Source organism: Allobosea sp. P4_E12 (genome assembly GCF_056401655.1).
This window is the reverse complement of the sequence record NZ_JBFUIY010000022.1, coordinates 29,034-43,505: the sequence shown is the minus strand read 5'-3', so window position 1 is coordinate 43,505 and position 14,472 is coordinate 29,034. Positions and strand designations below refer to the sequence as shown.

12 protein-coding genes and 1 pseudogene are annotated in these 14,472 nt (G+C 63.2%); 3 read left to right on the top strand and 10 right to left on the bottom strand.

Annotation, left to right across the window (positions count from 1 at the left end):
* Positions 1–745: 745 nt before the first annotated feature.
* Both AC1DW9_RS24690 and AC1DW9_RS24685 read right to left on the bottom strand, forming a co-directional pair.
* The gene (locus tag AC1DW9_RS24690) at positions 746–952 is read right to left on the bottom strand and encodes a hypothetical protein (protein WP_441507983.1); all 207 of its coding nucleotides are present in this window, start codon (positions 950–952) and stop codon (positions 746–748) included.
* Positions 953–1,111: 159 nt separating this feature from the next.
* Positions 1,112–1,582 (bottom strand): hypothetical protein, encoded by a 471-nt coding sequence (locus AC1DW9_RS24685; RefSeq protein ID WP_476855204.1) that lies wholly within the window; start codon positions 1,580–1,582, stop codon positions 1,112–1,114.
* A 404-nt stretch (positions 1,583–1,986) separates the two neighbouring features.
* Between AC1DW9_RS24685 and AC1DW9_RS24680 the strand changes: the two genes are divergently transcribed.
* Positions 1,987–2,157 carry a cold-shock protein gene (locus AC1DW9_RS24680; protein WP_441508018.1) on the top strand — a complete coding sequence of 57 codons (171 nt, stop codon included), beginning with the start codon at positions 1,987–1,989 and terminating at the stop codon, positions 2,155–2,157.
* Between the two features lie 602 nt (positions 2,158–2,759).
* Positions 2,760–2,880 (top strand): annotated as a pseudogene (locus tag AC1DW9_RS24675) (DDE-type integrase/transposase/recombinase); the annotation flags it as partial.
* A 71-nt stretch (positions 2,881–2,951) separates the two neighbouring features.
* On the opposite strand, the gene AC1DW9_RS24670 reads toward AC1DW9_RS24675, so the two are convergent.
* The 3 genes from AC1DW9_RS24670 to AC1DW9_RS24660 are packed head-to-tail and all read right to left on the bottom strand — an operon-like array spanning position 2,952 to position 7,700.
* Positions 2,952–4,544 (bottom strand): gamma-glutamyltransferase family protein, encoded by a 1,593-nt coding sequence (locus AC1DW9_RS24670; protein WP_441507985.1) that lies wholly within the window; start codon positions 4,542–4,544, stop codon positions 2,952–2,954.
* A gap of 59 nt (positions 4,545–4,603) precedes the next feature.
* Positions 4,604–5,902 (bottom strand): NAD(P)/FAD-dependent oxidoreductase, encoded by a 1,299-nt coding sequence (locus AC1DW9_RS24665; protein ID WP_476776825.1) that lies wholly within the window; start codon positions 5,900–5,902, stop codon positions 4,604–4,606.
* Between the two features lie 52 nt (positions 5,903–5,954).
* Complete coding sequence (locus AC1DW9_RS24660) at positions 5,955–7,700, bottom strand: gamma-glutamyltransferase family protein (RefSeq protein ID WP_476776824.1); 1,746 nt, start codon at positions 7,698–7,700, stop codon at positions 5,955–5,957.
* A 129-nt stretch (positions 7,701–7,829) separates the two neighbouring features.
* On the opposite strand from AC1DW9_RS24660, the gene AC1DW9_RS24655 reads away from it, so the two are divergent.
* Positions 7,830–8,918, top strand: coding sequence for an alanine dehydrogenase (locus AC1DW9_RS24655; protein ID WP_441507988.1), 1,089 nt, complete (start codon positions 7,830–7,832; stop codon positions 8,916–8,918).
* A gap of 17 nt (positions 8,919–8,935) precedes the next feature.
* Here the strand turns inward: AC1DW9_RS24655 and AC1DW9_RS24650 are convergent, their stop codons facing one another.
* The 5 genes from AC1DW9_RS24650 to AC1DW9_RS24630 form a co-directional block, all read right to left on the bottom strand.
* Entirely contained in the window at positions 8,936–9,910 is a 975-nt protein-coding gene (locus AC1DW9_RS24650) for an ABC transporter ATP-binding protein (RefSeq protein ID WP_441507989.1), read from the bottom strand.
* An 8-nt stretch (positions 9,911–9,918) separates the two neighbouring features.
* The gene (locus AC1DW9_RS24645) at positions 9,919–10,923 is read right to left on the bottom strand and encodes an ABC transporter ATP-binding protein (protein ID WP_441507990.1); all 1,005 of its coding nucleotides are present in this window, start codon (positions 10,921–10,923) and stop codon (positions 9,919–9,921) included.
* Positions 10,924–10,928: 5 nt separating this feature from the next.
* Positions 10,929–11,687 carry an ABC transporter permease gene (locus AC1DW9_RS24640; RefSeq protein ID WP_441508019.1) on the bottom strand — a complete coding sequence of 253 codons (759 nt, stop codon included), beginning with the start codon at positions 11,685–11,687 and terminating at the stop codon, positions 10,929–10,931.
* A gap of 80 nt (positions 11,688–11,767) precedes the next feature.
* Complete coding sequence (locus AC1DW9_RS24635) at positions 11,768–12,700, bottom strand: ABC transporter permease (protein ID WP_441507991.1); 933 nt, start codon at positions 12,698–12,700, stop codon at positions 11,768–11,770.
* A 67-nt stretch (positions 12,701–12,767) separates the two neighbouring features.
* Complete coding sequence (locus tag AC1DW9_RS24630) at positions 12,768–14,357, bottom strand: ABC transporter substrate-binding protein (RefSeq protein WP_441507992.1); 1,590 nt, start codon at positions 14,355–14,357, stop codon at positions 12,768–12,770.
* Between the last annotated feature and the right edge of the window lie 115 nt (positions 14,358–14,472).

Below are 14,472 nucleotides of genomic sequence, written 5' to 3'. Positions count from 1 at the left end.
AAACACGTTGCTCGTTACCGTCCCAAATTTGGGCCACGGTACCGGTAGAGGAATGCGCCGCCGCTGCTGTTAATGGCCGGCTAAGTAATTGCGCAGTACTGGGGGCACCCAAGGTTGATTGCCCCCGGAGAATTATGCTGCGACTGGGTGATGTTATAGTGCTACTGGCCGCCTCGTTTGGTGTGCTCACCTGCTTCGTGATGCTGGGGCTCAGTGGCTTCGGGACGACCCCCCATCCACATTCCGCTCATACAATATTCATGCACGAAGTCTGCGGACTGGTCTTCTCGCTTGGCACGGTCGTGCTAGGAGCGGTCTGCATCAGCACCTCGTCCTGGCTGCCTATGGTTCTCCTGCTGGGGGTTTCACTATCCGGAGCTTTGATTGCCGATAGTCTCGTTTCCGCATCCATGGCCGTGGCATTTTGCGGGGGGCTTATAGCAATTGCGGAATCTGCTGCGATGCGCCGTTGGGGGAATTGAGCCGTCGGTTAGCGTAACGTTCTGGTGCAAACGGCCACTCTCACTTTGCGTCGGTCAATCAGCTTGTGAGACGTGAACTGGACGAGTGCGCACATCGTCGGCAAGGTTGGCGGCGGGTTCAAGGTTTTCTGACAATCCACACATCGCGAGAACAATCAAATGTTCACGGCAGGGGCGCTTATCCTCCTGGGAGGAATAACTTGGTATGTTGAACGGTCGAACGTGAAGGACCGTTCGTCATTCGAGTATGAGGATAATCCTCTCTACTTCCACATCCGGCAGGATTTGAAACTCATCGCGTTCCTGCTTGCGGGCGCGTCGCCGGCACGGCCGCGCTCGAACTCTCGCTCACCGGCAAGCGTCGCGCGCTCGCGACGATGTGCATCGGCGTCGGCCAGGGAATCGCCGTCGCGCTCGAAGCGGTCTGACCGACGCGCCTCTCGTACGGCAAAAACAAGGCAACCGAACATCGACAGGCTCCGTCGCAAAGCCTTGCAGCATCAGCTGCAGGCCGCCTCTAACTCAACCCAGATGAGCCAGAGCCTCTGACCTGCAACTCGCAAACAGTCTCAAATCATCTGACGACGGACAGGCACAAAGAGGCGCTCGCGATTCCCACTATCGACTGTTCAGGAGGCAGACTTTGCCTGTCGCAAGATACGCGGTAGTCGCCGCTTCCACCGCTGCGCGGCTGGCAGAGTCTCGCCATTTCCGTGGCGCGACCGCGTCTTCGGCACTTCGCACCCAACTCCCTCGGGCCCCGTGGCACGCGCATTCGATCCCACCGGCGCCTCCCCCATCTCGTCAGGGTCATCTTTACGCTCGGGGGCCGATGTGACGATGGGCGGTATTTCCATCAGATCCAGGGCGGGAGTTAATGCGAGTGCGGGCAGGATTCGCTGAGCCTTTGGAGGTTCAGGCGAAACCGATAGAATAAACGGGTTGGGCGATTGCTGCGGACCCATCTTCACCGCGCCCAGATTCAGTTTATCCGCAGAGCCTCCCAGATCGACGGCGGCCCACATTGAGAGTTGCGGCTTAGTGCGGGCATGGCGCGCCTGCTTGAACTCAACGATGAAAGGTTTTTTCGGCGGCTTCATTGCTGCAGATGTCGCTCGATACTGTCATTGCCTTGCCCGATTTGCGCGTGCAGGGAGGACCATTCTCTACGGCTATCCCTATCGTTGGTCCAGATGGTGTACAGATAGCGCAGCAAGGTTATTCGCTCCCGCAAGGATCGGTGAATATTTGGGTTTCGCCGCGAGGCGTCGAGCCCGTAATGGCGAAGCTCGCGGCGGAACCGCTGGCCTGCCGGTTCTCGGGCAGCATCGTTCAACACAACGGAAGGTCCCGCCCCGTCTGGGTGTCTCGCAGAGACGGGGCGGCAAGGTGCTTGACCAATTCCGTCACTCTGCGGCGACGTCTGCCAGCTTTATGACGTCAATCCAGTCTACCGAGAATGGAGGAATACGCTATTCCAACAAGAAATGGCAATCGCCCCGGCCTGCGGCATCATAATTCGACCAAGGGCTTTGCATTCATCCAGCCGGACGATGGCGGCCAGGATGTTTTCGTTCATATCAGCGCGGTCGAGCGGGCGGGCATGCGCGAGCTGCGCGACGGGCAAAAGATCTCGTACGAGGTTGTCCCTGACAAGCGGTCGGGTAAAGCGTGAGCCGAGAATCTTCGCGCTGAATGATGCCCCAGCTTGAATGCAAGGGCCCGGACGGCTCCGCCGACATGATCTGAGTTCAGAGCCGCGGCTCAGTTCCACCGCCGGGTCCGAGTCATCAAAGGGGAGGCCGTCGCGTTCCGCATCGCCCTCCCCGTCGTCGGCGCCACTCGTGGGAATCTCCTCAGCCAGGAGGGAATCCTTGGTCAGCAGGCCGGCATCCTCGAGCTTTTCGAGATCGGGCAGGTCGCGCAGGCTGGCGAGACCGAACACCGACAGGAATTTGTCCGTCGTCACGCCCCGGCTCCGGGCTGTGGCTGCGGGGTCAGATAATCCGCTCATTTGTCTCCGAATGGAGCTTTGTTTTGAGCCTGGCGAAATGAGCGTCACCGCCATGCTTTACGCCCTCATCGGGCTTACGGCTCTTTTTGCTGTAGCGGTCTTCTCGCACAAGACGGCCGAAAGCCGGCGGCAACGCCGGCTCCACGATCATCGGCACATGGAGTTTAACCGGAGGAGCCACATTTAAGATTGGCAATTAGTGCCAGATGTCGCGCGGACCCGGTTCCGTCCGCCGGAGCCGGCGGGCGTAATCCCGCCCGAAGCGCAAGAGGCCGAGCCGCCGCGACCTCTGGCATCTCGACGAGGTTGTCGTCACCATCGCCGGAAAATAAGCACCGGCTCTGCCGGGCGGTCGATCAGGACGGCTATACTCTGGATGAGATATAGCCGCCCGATATAAATCATCAGAACTTGTCATCGGACGTAAAATGGTCGCTGCTTCGGGGGGCGGCCCATTAGAACCCAGCGGCCAAGCCATCTTTGCGGTGGTCCGAGCCGGCGACATAACCGTCTTCAAGGCGATGGATGAGCTGTGCGCCGCCAAAGCCAAAGCTCGCATCCGGCTCTTCTAGAGTGATCGCATGGCCAAGCTCGGCCAGCGCGCTTAGAGCCGCTTGCGGCATCGCGCTCTCAATGGCGACGGCATTGTTCTTGACGAAGCGCCAGCGAGGGGCGTCACTTGCGGTCTGCGGGTTTTGGCCGAAGCAGCACGTGCGCAGCACCATTTGGACATGCCCCTGCGCCTGCATCGGCCCGCCCATCAAGCCAAAGCTCATCAGGGGCTCCGCGTCCTTCATGACGAAACCCGGGATGATGGTGTGGAACGGCCGCTTACGCGGACCGACCTGATTGGCGTGTCCGGGCTTCAGCGTGAAGCCGAGGCCTCGATTCTGCAGGTGGATACCGGTACCCGGCACGACGATACCGGAGCCGAAACCGCTATAGTTTGACTGGATGAACGAGACCATCATGCCCGAGGCATCGGCGGCAGTAAGATAAACCGTACCGCCGGTCGTCGGGGCGCCTGCCTCAGCGAGGCGTGCCCGTGTCGACGAGATCAAGGCAGAACGCTTCTTCAGATAAGCACGGTCGAGCAGCTGATCTGTCGAAACATTCATGGTGGCGAGGTCGCCGATATAGGCATCGACATCAGCGAAGGCGAGCTTGATCGCCTCGATCTGGAGATGCAGGGCCTCAGGGCTTTCGGGTGCGTAGGCATCGATATTCGTGTGTTCGAGCATGCCCAACGCCATCAGCGTGGCGATGCCTTGGCCGTTAGGCGGAATTTCGTGAACGTCGACGCCACGGAACGTCGTCGAGATCGTGCCGCACCAATCGGCCTCATGCGCGGCTAGGTCCTCGCGGCTCAGCGCCGCACCGTGATGGCTGGCGAAGCGGGCGATCTGCTCCGCCAGCTCGCCTTCATAGAAGGCCGCGCCTTTGGTCCGAGCGATTGCCTCAAGGCTGCGTGCGAGGCCTTCGTTGCGAACGATCTCGCCGGCCTGGGGCAGGCGCCCACCCGGCATGAAATTCTCTCGGAAGCCCGGCTGCTCGGACAGGACTGCGGCGCCCTTGCGCCAGAGCACGGCAATCGTCGGCGAAAGCGGAAAGCCGTTACGGGCATACTCGATGGCGGGCTCGAAGAGATCGGCGAAGGGCAGCTTGCCAAAGCGATCCGAGAGCTTGACCCAGGCGGAGACGGCGCCCGGCACTGTGACGCTCTCCCAGCCGCGCTCGGGCATGCTCCGGCGCCCCGCGAAGCGATCGGGCGTCCAGCCGGCGGGTGAGCGACCCGAGGCATTGAGGCCATGTAGTTCGTTGCCGTCCCAGAGGATAGCAAAAGCATCGCTGCCGATCCCGTTTCCGGTCGGCTCGACTACTGTCAGCGTGATCGCCGCCGTCAAGGCCGCGTCGACTGCGTTGCCGCCGCGTGCCAACGCTCGCAGGCCGGCCTGCGCCGCCAGCGGCTGCGAGGTTGAGACGATGTTGCGGGCCATGACCGGCACGCGCCGGACCGAATAGGGTGAAGCGTAGGAGAAGGAGGTCATGGGAGGTATGATGCCTGCTGCTGAGAAGTCGACTGCTGCGGTTCTTGGCCGCCTATTCATTAATTGGTCGGCTGGGTCGCGCGTGTTTCGCGGAGCCAGTCCATCGCCTGATAGCTCCAATATGTGACCTGTGCGGCAGCGACGCCGGCAGGGCCGCCGTTCCAGGCAAGACCAAATGGTGCGAACAAGCGAATACGATCCGATTGCCCGGTAATCGCTTCTGCCACCACACGCCCGCCAATCGCCGTCGTATTGAGCCCGTGGCCCCCAAAGCCAAGGCAATGCCAAACGCCAGACTGGAGCTGGCCAATCTGGGGCATGAGATGGCGGGCATAAGACATCAGGCCGGTCCAGGCCGTTTCGACCGCGACGTCAGCCAATTCCGGATAGGTTTCGACCATACTCTTGCGCAGCATCTGGGCCAGGCGGCGCGGCTCGCTTGTACGCGCCGTGATGCGACCGCCCCAAAGCAACCGACGGCCGTCATCGACCAGGCGGTAGTAATCGCTGGCGCGTCGATCATCGCCCACGCCTGCTCGGATACGGATGCTGTCCGCGAGCGCGTTGGGGGCTTCCTCCGTAATCAGGACGTAAGTCGCAATCGGCAATTGGCTGCGACGCAATTGCGGCACAAGACGATCAGTATAGCCGCCCCCGGCGAAGACGACATGCTCGGCGCGGACCTCACCGGTCGTGGTGCAAACGACCTTTTCGGGTGTGTCGAGCCGTGTCGAGAGCGCCCGCGAGCCTTCGAAAATCCGACCGCCGCCGGCCTCGATCGCGGCAGCAAGCGCACGGGCATAGTTCAGCGGATGGATGTGGAAGGCCTGGGGATCATAGAGCGCCTGAAAATAGCGCTTTGAGACGAGTTTTTCGCGTGTGGTCGCGGTGTCCCAGAAATCCAGCCCGTAGTTGTTGCGGGTTTGCAGGCGTTCGCGCGTGCGCTGCATGCTATCGGGGTCGTGATAGCGGATGACGCGCAGAATGCCGTCGACACGTTTCGCGTCGGACATACGGAAGTCACGGATGTTGTCGGCGACGATGGTCATACCTTCGATCGAAAGGTCGTGGAGCTTGCGCGCCGGTTCCTCGCCGAGCAGCCGTTCCAGGGATGATAGGCCGCGCGAATAGCCGGGGCTGACGAAACCGCCATTGCGCCCCGACGCACCCCAGCCAACCGCCTGCGCATCCAGCACCACGACGGACCGGCCTGCGCGCGTCAGTTCGAGTGCGGTAGTGAGGCCCGCGAAGCCGGCGCCGACGATGCAGACATCGGCTTTCTCTGACCCGGTGAGGGGCGGCCGCGCGCGACGATCGGCTAGCGTGCGCGTGTAATAGCTGTCGATATAAGGCGTCATCTGGGATCCGGAAACGAGAGGTTTTTTGGCCAAGGCGCCCGTGTCGGCTGGGTCACCAGCCCACGGCGTAGGAGGTGCGCCTGGGGTCGGCGGCGCCAGCTTTCACGCCCGTCGCGTGCTCATGTTGGATGGCGCAGACAGCGCCGGCGCGCAGCGTCCAGTCCGGCCAAGCCTGGATGTCATGCCCCCGGTCCGCGAGTTCGCGAACCGTCGCATTGTCGAAGCGGCCTTCCAAGGCAAGACGGCCCGGGAAATAGGCATGCGGCTGGAAAGCGCCGGGGAAGCTGTAGCTGGCGAAGCGGGGTGCCTCGACAGCGACCTGCAGATCCATGCCGAAGACGAGCCGGTTCAGCAGGACCTGCACCATGGCCTGGCACTGCACATCCCCACCCGGAGTGCCGAAGGGCATCGTCCAGGCGCCGGGCTTGATCGCTATTGCGGGATTGCACGTCAGGCGTGGCCGCACGCGTGGCGCGACCTGTGCGACATGGCCCTTCCTGGTGAAACTCTGCGTCCCGCGAGAAGACGGGCAGAGCCCGGTGCCGGGAACAAGCACGGAATCGTAGGAAGTATCGCTCGGTGTTGCGGCAAAGGCATTGCCGTGCTTGTCGACGACGCAGACGAAGGAGGTGTCGCCGGGGAGTTCGGGCCAGCCGGTAGAGGCTGGCATGGCATTGGGGGCACCCGCGCCGAAGGATGGTGGCGGCATCTCGGGCCAGGCCTGCCAGTCCCTCAGCAAGCTGCGCCGTGCCGCGATGTTCTCAGGCCCGAGCAACACATCCAGCGGCACGTCGACTTGGCGCGGATCGCCGTAGAACTGTTCGCGGTCGGCAAAAGCAAGCTTCAGCGCTTCGGTGACGCGGTGCACATAGGCCGGCGAGTTGTGGCCTAAGGCCTGCAGTTCGTCGGATTCGAGCAAGGCCAGGGCCTGATGGATCACCGGCCCTTGCGTCCAGGGCCCACAGGTATGAATCTCGGCGCCGGCGAAGCTGCGGACGACCGATGGCTCGATCGCCGCCTCGAAAGGGGCCATGTCCTCGAAACGCAGCCAGCCGCCCTCGCTTCTGTGAAAGGCATCGATCGTGCTCGCGATGTCACCTCGATAGAACGCATTATGGACAGCTGTCAGGCCGGCGATGCGGCCGTTGCCGGAAGCCGCACGCTCCTCGTCGACCAGGTATTGGAGAGTCCGCGCGAGATCGGTTTGAACGAAGATCTCCCCAACCCGCGGCAGGCAGCCGCCCGGCAGGAAGACGGCTGCGTTCGACGGCCAATTGCGATAATCGGCCTCATGATCGGCGATCATGTCAGCGAGCAGCGGGTACATCACGAAGCCGTCGCCGGCGAAGCGGATGGCGGCCTGCGCGACGTCGCCAAAGGACATCGTGCCAAAATGCTGCAGAGCCTTGACCCAAGCCGAGGGCGCGGCCGGCACCACAGTGCGGAGTAGGCCGGGCGGAATCAGGCCGCCGTACTCGCGCAGGAATACCTCATGGTCCGCCAGCGCCGGCCAGGGACCAATGCCGCTGATCGTCTTGGTGCGGCCCGATTTCGCGTCATAGACGATGATTGGCGCGACGCCGGCGAAATTGACGAGATCGCACTGCACGACGCCGAGAGCGATGCCCGCCGCGACGCCCGCATCGGTGGCGTTGCCGCCCGCTTCCAGAATGGCGAAGGCTGCGTGCGCCGCAAGATAATGTCCGGCGACCGCCATATGCTGCGTGCCGAACAATGTCGGGCGAAAAGCGCCTGTCGTTCCGATGGTCAACCCAGGATCAATTGGAGCAACATTCATTACATTGGCATCCTTGGCAGAAAATAGAAGCATACCTTGTATCTATGTTAAAGCAATATTTGCGCTTGCATCGCTATTACGGGAACGTATACTGAATTACATCAACCATTATTGATTGGATCGCTTGCAATGATCATCGGCCTTCTGCGCGAACTCAAGCCAGATGAGCGGCGTGTCGCGCTGCGGCCCGTGGAAGTGAGGCGACTGGTCGAACTGGGGCACGAGATCGTGGTGGAAACCCAAAGCGGCGTGGCTGCGGGCTTCGGCGACGATCTCTATGCGGGGGCAGGCGCTCGGATCGCGGCGGCTCCGCAGGTCGTCTTTCAGGACGCGCGGCTGCTGGTTAAGGTCCATGAGCCGCAGCAGCATGAGCCGGCTTTGCTGAAGCGCGACCATATCCTGCTCGCCAGCCTGTATTGCGAGGCCAATCGCGCCCGCCTGAATGTTCTGCTCCAAGCGGGGGTCACGGCCTTTGCCGTTGAGCACGTCGTGCGGCCGCTCTCGGCGAGCAGCGCGCTCGGCGGCGAGATCGGCGCATTGGAGGGCGCGCGCCTGCTGCTCGCCCCACATAGCGGCACAGGCAAGCATTTCGCCGGACATTTCGGGCTGGCTCCAGCGCGCGCGCTGGTCATCGGACTGGGCACGGCGGGGCGGGGCGCATTGCGAGTGCTGCTCGGGCTGGGCATGTCGGTCGCGGGCTTCGACATCGATTGCCTGGCGCTCGAGCAATCCAGGCTCGACTGGCCCGGCCGCGACTTCACGGCACTGCATGTCGACAACCTGCCGACGCATCTCCCGGAAGCCGATCTCGTAGTGAACTGTGTGCTCTGGGACAAGACGCGGCGCGACCACCTGATCACCCGCGCGATGCTCGGCGAGATGAAGCGGGGCGCCGTCATCGTCGATGTTGCGGCCGATCGCGCCGGTGCGATCGAGACCAGCATGCCGACGACCTGGCTGAGCCCGGTCTATCAGGTGCAGGGCATCACGCATTTCTGTGTGGAGAACCTGCCCAGTGCCAGCCCGGAAGCGGCCTCCACCGGCTATTCCCGCATGATCTTCGAGGCGGTGGCGTCGATCGCCGGGCATGGCCCGATCGAAGGTGCACGGCGCGATCCGACGTTGGCACGTGGGCTGGTCTGCAGCGATGGCAAGCTGCTTCATGCCGGCGCGGCGCAGCTGCAGGGCTTGACGCTGACCCGGCTCGACGCACTCTAGCTTTGCGGGCGCGAGCTTCATTGCACGCCGGCGAGATGGCAGGCGGCGAAGTGCTCGGCGCCGAAACTACGCAATTCCGGCACAGTGGTCGTGCAGCCGTCCTCGCGCAAGCCGCAGCGGGTGTGGAAGCGGCAGCCCCGAGGCGGATTGAGCGGGCTCGGAATATCGGAATGAAGCACGATGCGCTGGCGCCGCAGCGCCGGATCGGTCGAGGGCACGGCCGAGAGAAGTGCCTTGGTATAGGGGTGCTGCGGATTGTTGTAGATGTCGCGATAACTGCCGATCTCGACGATCTGGCCGAGATACATCACTGCGATCCGGTCGCAGAGATGCTCGACGACGGCGAGGTCGTGCGAGATGATGATGTAGGAGAGCTTGAACTCGGCCTGCAACTCGACCAGCAGGTTGATGATCTGGGCCCGGATCGAAACGTCGAGCGCTGAGACCGGCTCGTCGCCGATGATGACCGAGGGTTTCAGGATTAGCGCGCGCGCGATGCCGACGCGCTGGCGCTGCCCGCCGGAGAATTCATGCGGATAGCGCTTGGCTTGATCGGGGCGCAGGCCGACCTTCTCAAGAACATAGGCGATGCGATCTGCCCGCTCCTTCGCCGAACTCACGCCATGAAGACGCAACGGTTCGTCGAGCGAGCGCGCGATCGTCATGCGCGGATTGAGCGAGGAATAGGGATCCTGGAACACCATCTGGATCTGGCGTGCAAAGGCGCGGCGATCGCGTCGGTAGAGGGTTTGGACCTCGACATCGTCGAGACGCACCTCGCCCGAGGTCGGCTCGAGGAGGCGCATGACGGCAAGGCCCATGGTCGACTTACCGCAGCCGCTCTCGCCGACGATGCCGAGGCATTCGCCGCGCTTGAGCGAAAAGCTAACGCCGTCGACGGCACGCACGGTACCAGCGGAGCGCTGGAATAGGCCGCCGCCAAGCGGAAAATGGACCTTGAGGTCCCGAACGGAGAGGACGGTATCGCTCATCTCGCGCCTCATGATTGCGCCTGTTCGAGCCAGCAGCGGACCTGGCCGCCGCTCCTGCGCGCCAGCAGCGAGGGCTCGTCGACGCGGCAGCGATCCATGACGTTGTTGCAGCGCGGGTTGAAGCGGCAGCCCGGCGGCAACTCGGACAAGGCCGGCACGATGCCGCGGATTTCCTGAAGTGGCGCGCGGCCATGCAGCGAGCGCTCGCCGAGCCGCGGCAGCGAGGCGATCAGCGCCTGCGTATAGGGGTGTGCGGGCCAGGCGAAGATATCCTCCGCCTTGCGCTCCTCCACGACCTTGCCCGCATACATCACCAGCACGCGTTCGGCGAATTCGGAGACGAGCCCGAGATCATGCGAGATCATCAGGATCGCCGCGCCGGTTTCCTCCTGCAATTCCCGCATGAGCTCGATGATCTGGGCCTGGATCGTCACATCGAGCGCGGTAGTCGGCTCGTCGGCGATCAGCAGATCGGGCTTGCAGGCCATCGCCATGGCGATCATGACGCGCTGCTTCATGCCGCCGGAGAGCTGGTGCGGGAATTCCTCGATGCGTTTTTCAGGCGCCGGGATATTGACGCGGCGCAGCGCCTCGATGGCCTGGCCCCAAGCTTCCTTGCGGCGCATGCCGAGATGCAGGGTGAAGATCTCGGAGACCTGCTGGCCGATGGTCAGGACCGGGTTCAGGGCCATCATAGGCTCCTGGAAAATCATGCCGATGCGCCGGCCGCGGATCGCGCGCATCGCTTTGGGAGGCAGCGACAACAGATCCACACCGTCGAACAGGATGCGACCGCCCGAGATCCGGCCAGGCGAGCGGATCAGGCGCATCAGCGAAAGCGAGGTCACGCTCTTGCCGCAGCCGGATTCACCGACCAGCGCGACCCGCTCACCCCTGCCGATCGAGAACGATACGCCGTCGACGGCACGTACTGGTCCCTGCCGCGTCATGAATTCGGTCTGGAGGCCCTGTACGTCGAGCAGTGCCGCGCGATCTTCCGTCGGGTTGATCATGGCGTTCACCGGCGCGAGAGCTGGCTGTGCGGATCGAGCACATCCCGCAGGCCGTCGCCGAGCATGTTGAGCGCGAGCACGCAGAGGAAGATCGCGCAACCCGGGAACATCGAGATCCATGGCGCGGTGAAGATCTCGTCGCGCGCATCCGAGAGCATGCTGCCCCAGCTTGGCCAGGGCGGCTGCACGCCGAGACCGAGGAAGGAGAGCGCCGCCTCGTTCAGGATCGCCGCACCGATGCCGAGCGTGGCGATCACGATGATCGGGCCGACGATATTGGGCAGAATCTGGGTCAGCATGATTCTGCCATGGCCGTAGCCGAGCCCGCGCGCCGCCTGGACATAGGGCAAGGCGCGCGCCGTCAGCACCTGCGAGCGCGTGATCCGGCAGGTATAGGACCATTGCGTCACGCCGAGCGCGATCAGCAGGTTGACGAGGCCGGGGCCGAGCAGCGCCATGATCGCCAACGCGAAGACGAGCGAGGGAATGGCAAGCATGACATTGGTGATGCCGGAGACGAGATCGTCCCACCAGCCGCCGAAATAGCCGGCGCTCAGGCCCAGAACGATGCCGATCACCGAATTCGCGAACTGCACGAGCAGGCCGACCGTCAGCGAGACGCGGGCGCCATAGAGCACGCGCGAGAGGATGTCGCGGCCTTGCGCATCGGTGCCGAACCAATACTCGCCGCCGGGCGGCTGGCCCGCCGACATCAGGTCGGCATCGAGCACAGGATCATGCGGCGAGATCCAGGGTGCCAGCATTGCAAGCGCCGCGAACAGGCCGAGCGTCAGGATGCCGAAAAACAGCGCCTTGCGCTCCAGCGCGGTCTTGAGAAGCGCCTTCATGTCAGTCTGATCCGCGGGTCGATGCGCGAATACAGGATATCCGTGCCGAGATTGACGATTAGGAAGAAGACCACGATCAGCACGACGCAGCCCTGGATCACCGGCAGGTCGCGCTGGAACACGGAATCAACCAGCAGCGAGCCGATGCCCGGCCAGGCGAATAGTTTCTCCACCACCACCGTATGCCCGAGCAGGGAACCGAACTGCAGGCTGGCGGTCGTCAGCACCAGCACCATCGCGTTGGGCGCGACATGCTTACCGTTAAGCTTCAGCTCCGACATGCCCTTGGCGCGGGCGGTGCGGACATAATCGGCGTTCAGGATCTCGATGACGGCGGCCCGCGTCGATCGCGCCAACAGGGCCATGTAGCCGAAGCCGAGCGTCAAGGCCGGCAGGATTAGATTGACGGTGGCGCCATCGCCATAGCCGAAGGGCGGCAGGATGCGTAGCACGACTGCGCCGACATACATCAGGAGCAGGCCGAGCCAAAATTGCGGCATCGAAACGCCCGAGACCGCCCCGACCATCGATAAGCCGTCGAGCCAAGTACCCTGTCTCAGCGCCGCCATGAAGCCGACGGGGACGCCGAACAGTAGCGCAAAGCCCATGCCGGCGAAGGCGAGCTTGAGCGAGGGCCAGATGCGATCGCCGACCATCTTCGAGACCGGCTCGCGCGACTTGAACGAGGTGCCCATGTCGCCCTGGAGCAGGCCGCCGATATAGCGGCCGTAGCGGACGGGCATCGGCTGATCGAGGCCCAGCTCGACGCGCATGCGCTCGGCCACTACGGGATCTACTTCCCTGGCCTCGCCGTCGCTCAGCATACCGACCGAGCCCGGCAGCACGTTGAGTACGAAGAAGATGATGAAGGTCGCGGCAAGGATCGTCGGGACGGCCTGCCAGAGCCGCCGCAGCACGAAGGACATCATCGTTGAACCATCGCAACACCAGGAGCGGGCGGCGAGCGCAGGCCCGCCGCGTCAGGACGCGGCACGCTCACTTCGCGTTGGCGCGCGGCGAAGTATCGTCGAGCCAGAGATATTCGGGGTACTGGTTGGTCAGTTCGACGGCGTTTGTCTGCACCCCCTTCAGCCAAGGCTGATGCACCAGAACCGCCTTGTTGTAGTTGAACAGCCAGATCGGCGCATCCTCGACGATGACGGCGTCGACCTTCTTGAGCAACGCCGTCTGCTCGGCCTTGTCCTTTGCGGCGCTGGCCGCGTCGATCAGGGCGTCGACGCCCTTGTTCTTGTAGTCGAAGATGTTGCCGCCAGCGCGGCTCGTCGTCGAATGAAAACGCTTCATCGCGGCCAGCGGATCGGGGCCGGAAGCAAGCGACCAGATCGCGGCGTCGAAATCACCCTTCTGGAAGAGCAGGTCCTGGCCGACGGCGTTCTCGACGACCTTCGGCTTCACGGTGATGCCGACCTTGGCGAGGAACGGGATCGTCGCCTCGACGATCGTGCTGCCGAAGGACTCGTTGTTGGTTGTCACCAACTCTACGGTGAAGCCCTTCTCGTAGCCGGCCTCCTTGAGGAGCTGCTTGGCCTTCTCTGGATCGTAAGGGTAGCCCTTGATGTCGGGGTTGTAGGCCGAAGAGGTCAGCGGCAGCCAGCCCGTGGCGCGATAGGCCTTGTCCTTGACCAGCTTGCTGATGATGACTTCCGAATTGATGGCGTAGTTGATCGCCTGTCTGACGCGCTTGTCCTGGAACGGCTTGAAGCGCGGGTTGAGGGCATAGAAGCGCGTGCGGTATTCCGCGACCTCGACGATGTTCTTCGAGAACTCTGGATCGTTCTTATAGACCGGGTACTGGGCGGAACCGAGTAGGTTGATGTCGATCGTCTTGGCGCGGAAGGCGACATCGCGCGCCGCGGCCTCGCCCATGATGTTGTAGATGATATGGTCGAGATGGGGCTTGCCCTTGTAGAAATCGTCGAACCTGTCGACGACGATGCGGCTTCCCGCTGTCATGCTGGCAAATCGAAACGGACCGAGGCCGACCGGTGCGTTGGCGAAGCCCGGACGCTCAACCTCCTCGCTCGGCAGGACCGAAACCTCCGGCCAGAACAGGTACTGGGCGGGGTCCACGCGATCCTTCAGCGTCACGCGGAGGGTCACATCGTCGACAGCCTCGAGGCCGGAGATCGACTTCGCCTTGCCGGCCTCGAACTCCTCGGCGCCTGCGATGATGCGCAGATAGCGCGCGCCAGCGAAGGTGCCCTTGGGGTCGAGGACGCGCTGATAGCTCCAGATGACGTCGCCGGCCGTCATCTTGCGGCCGTTGTGGAAGCGGATGTTGTCGCGCAGCTTGTAGGTATAGACCATGCCGTCGGGCGAAACGGAGACGCTCGTCGCCAATTCCAGGACCGGCTCGTTCTTCTCGCTGCTCCAGGAGTAGAGCCCGCGATGGATCGCGAGCGAGACGATGCCGTCCTGCGCCCGCGCGGAGGAATGGATGTCGAGCGTGGTGATGCTGGCGCCATAGGGCAGGACCAGCGAAGCCGTGCCGCCATCCCGTTGAGCATAGGCCGGCGCTATAGAGGCCAGCAGGGCCAGCGTGCTCAGAAATGCCTTGATGCGCATTGTTTCGTCCCAGTCCCTTACCGGCTCCGGCTGATCCGGAGTCCTCATTCACGCAATTCGCTTGAAGCGCGATATATACACAGCCTATGTGGCGCTGGACGAAATCGCTAATGAT

Excerpts from the sequence above, each read along its gene's own strand:
- AC1DW9_RS24690 (WP_441507983.1), bottom strand. The coding sequence starts at position 952 with ATGTTCGGTTGCCTTGTTTTTGCCGTACGAGAGGCGCGTCGGTCAGAC.
- AC1DW9_RS24685 (WP_476855204.1), bottom strand. The coding sequence starts at position 1,582 with ATGAAGCCGCCGAAAAAACCTTTCATCGTTGAGTTCAAGCAGGCGCGC.
- AC1DW9_RS24670 (WP_441507985.1), bottom strand. The coding sequence starts at position 4,544 with ATGACCTCCTTCTCCTACGCTTCACCCTATTCGGTCCGGCGCGTGCCG.
- AC1DW9_RS24665 (WP_476776825.1), bottom strand. The coding sequence starts at position 5,902 with ATGACGCCTTATATCGACAGCTATTACACGCGCACGCTAGCCGATCGT.
- AC1DW9_RS24660 (WP_476776824.1), bottom strand. The coding sequence starts at position 7,700 with ATGAATGTTGCTCCAATTGATCCTGGGTTGACCATCGGAACGACAGGC.
- AC1DW9_RS24655 (WP_441507988.1), top strand. The coding sequence starts at position 7,830 with ATGATCATCGGCCTTCTGCGCGAACTCAAGCCAGATGAGCGGCGTGTC.
- AC1DW9_RS24650 (WP_441507989.1), bottom strand. The coding sequence starts at position 9,910 with ATGAGCGATACCGTCCTCTCCGTTCGGGACCTCAAGGTCCATTTTCCG.
- AC1DW9_RS24645 (WP_441507990.1), bottom strand. The coding sequence starts at position 10,923 with ATGATCAACCCGACGGAAGATCGCGCGGCACTGCTCGACGTACAGGGC.
- AC1DW9_RS24640 (WP_441508019.1), bottom strand. The coding sequence starts at position 11,687 with ATGCTGGCACCCTGGATCTCGCCGCATGATCCTGTGCTCGATGCCGAC.
- AC1DW9_RS24635 (WP_441507991.1), bottom strand. The coding sequence starts at position 12,700 with ATGATGTCCTTCGTGCTGCGGCGGCTCTGGCAGGCCGTCCCGACGATC.
- AC1DW9_RS24630 (WP_441507992.1), bottom strand. The coding sequence starts at position 14,357 with ATGCGCATCAAGGCATTTCTGAGCACGCTGGCCCTGCTGGCCTCTATA.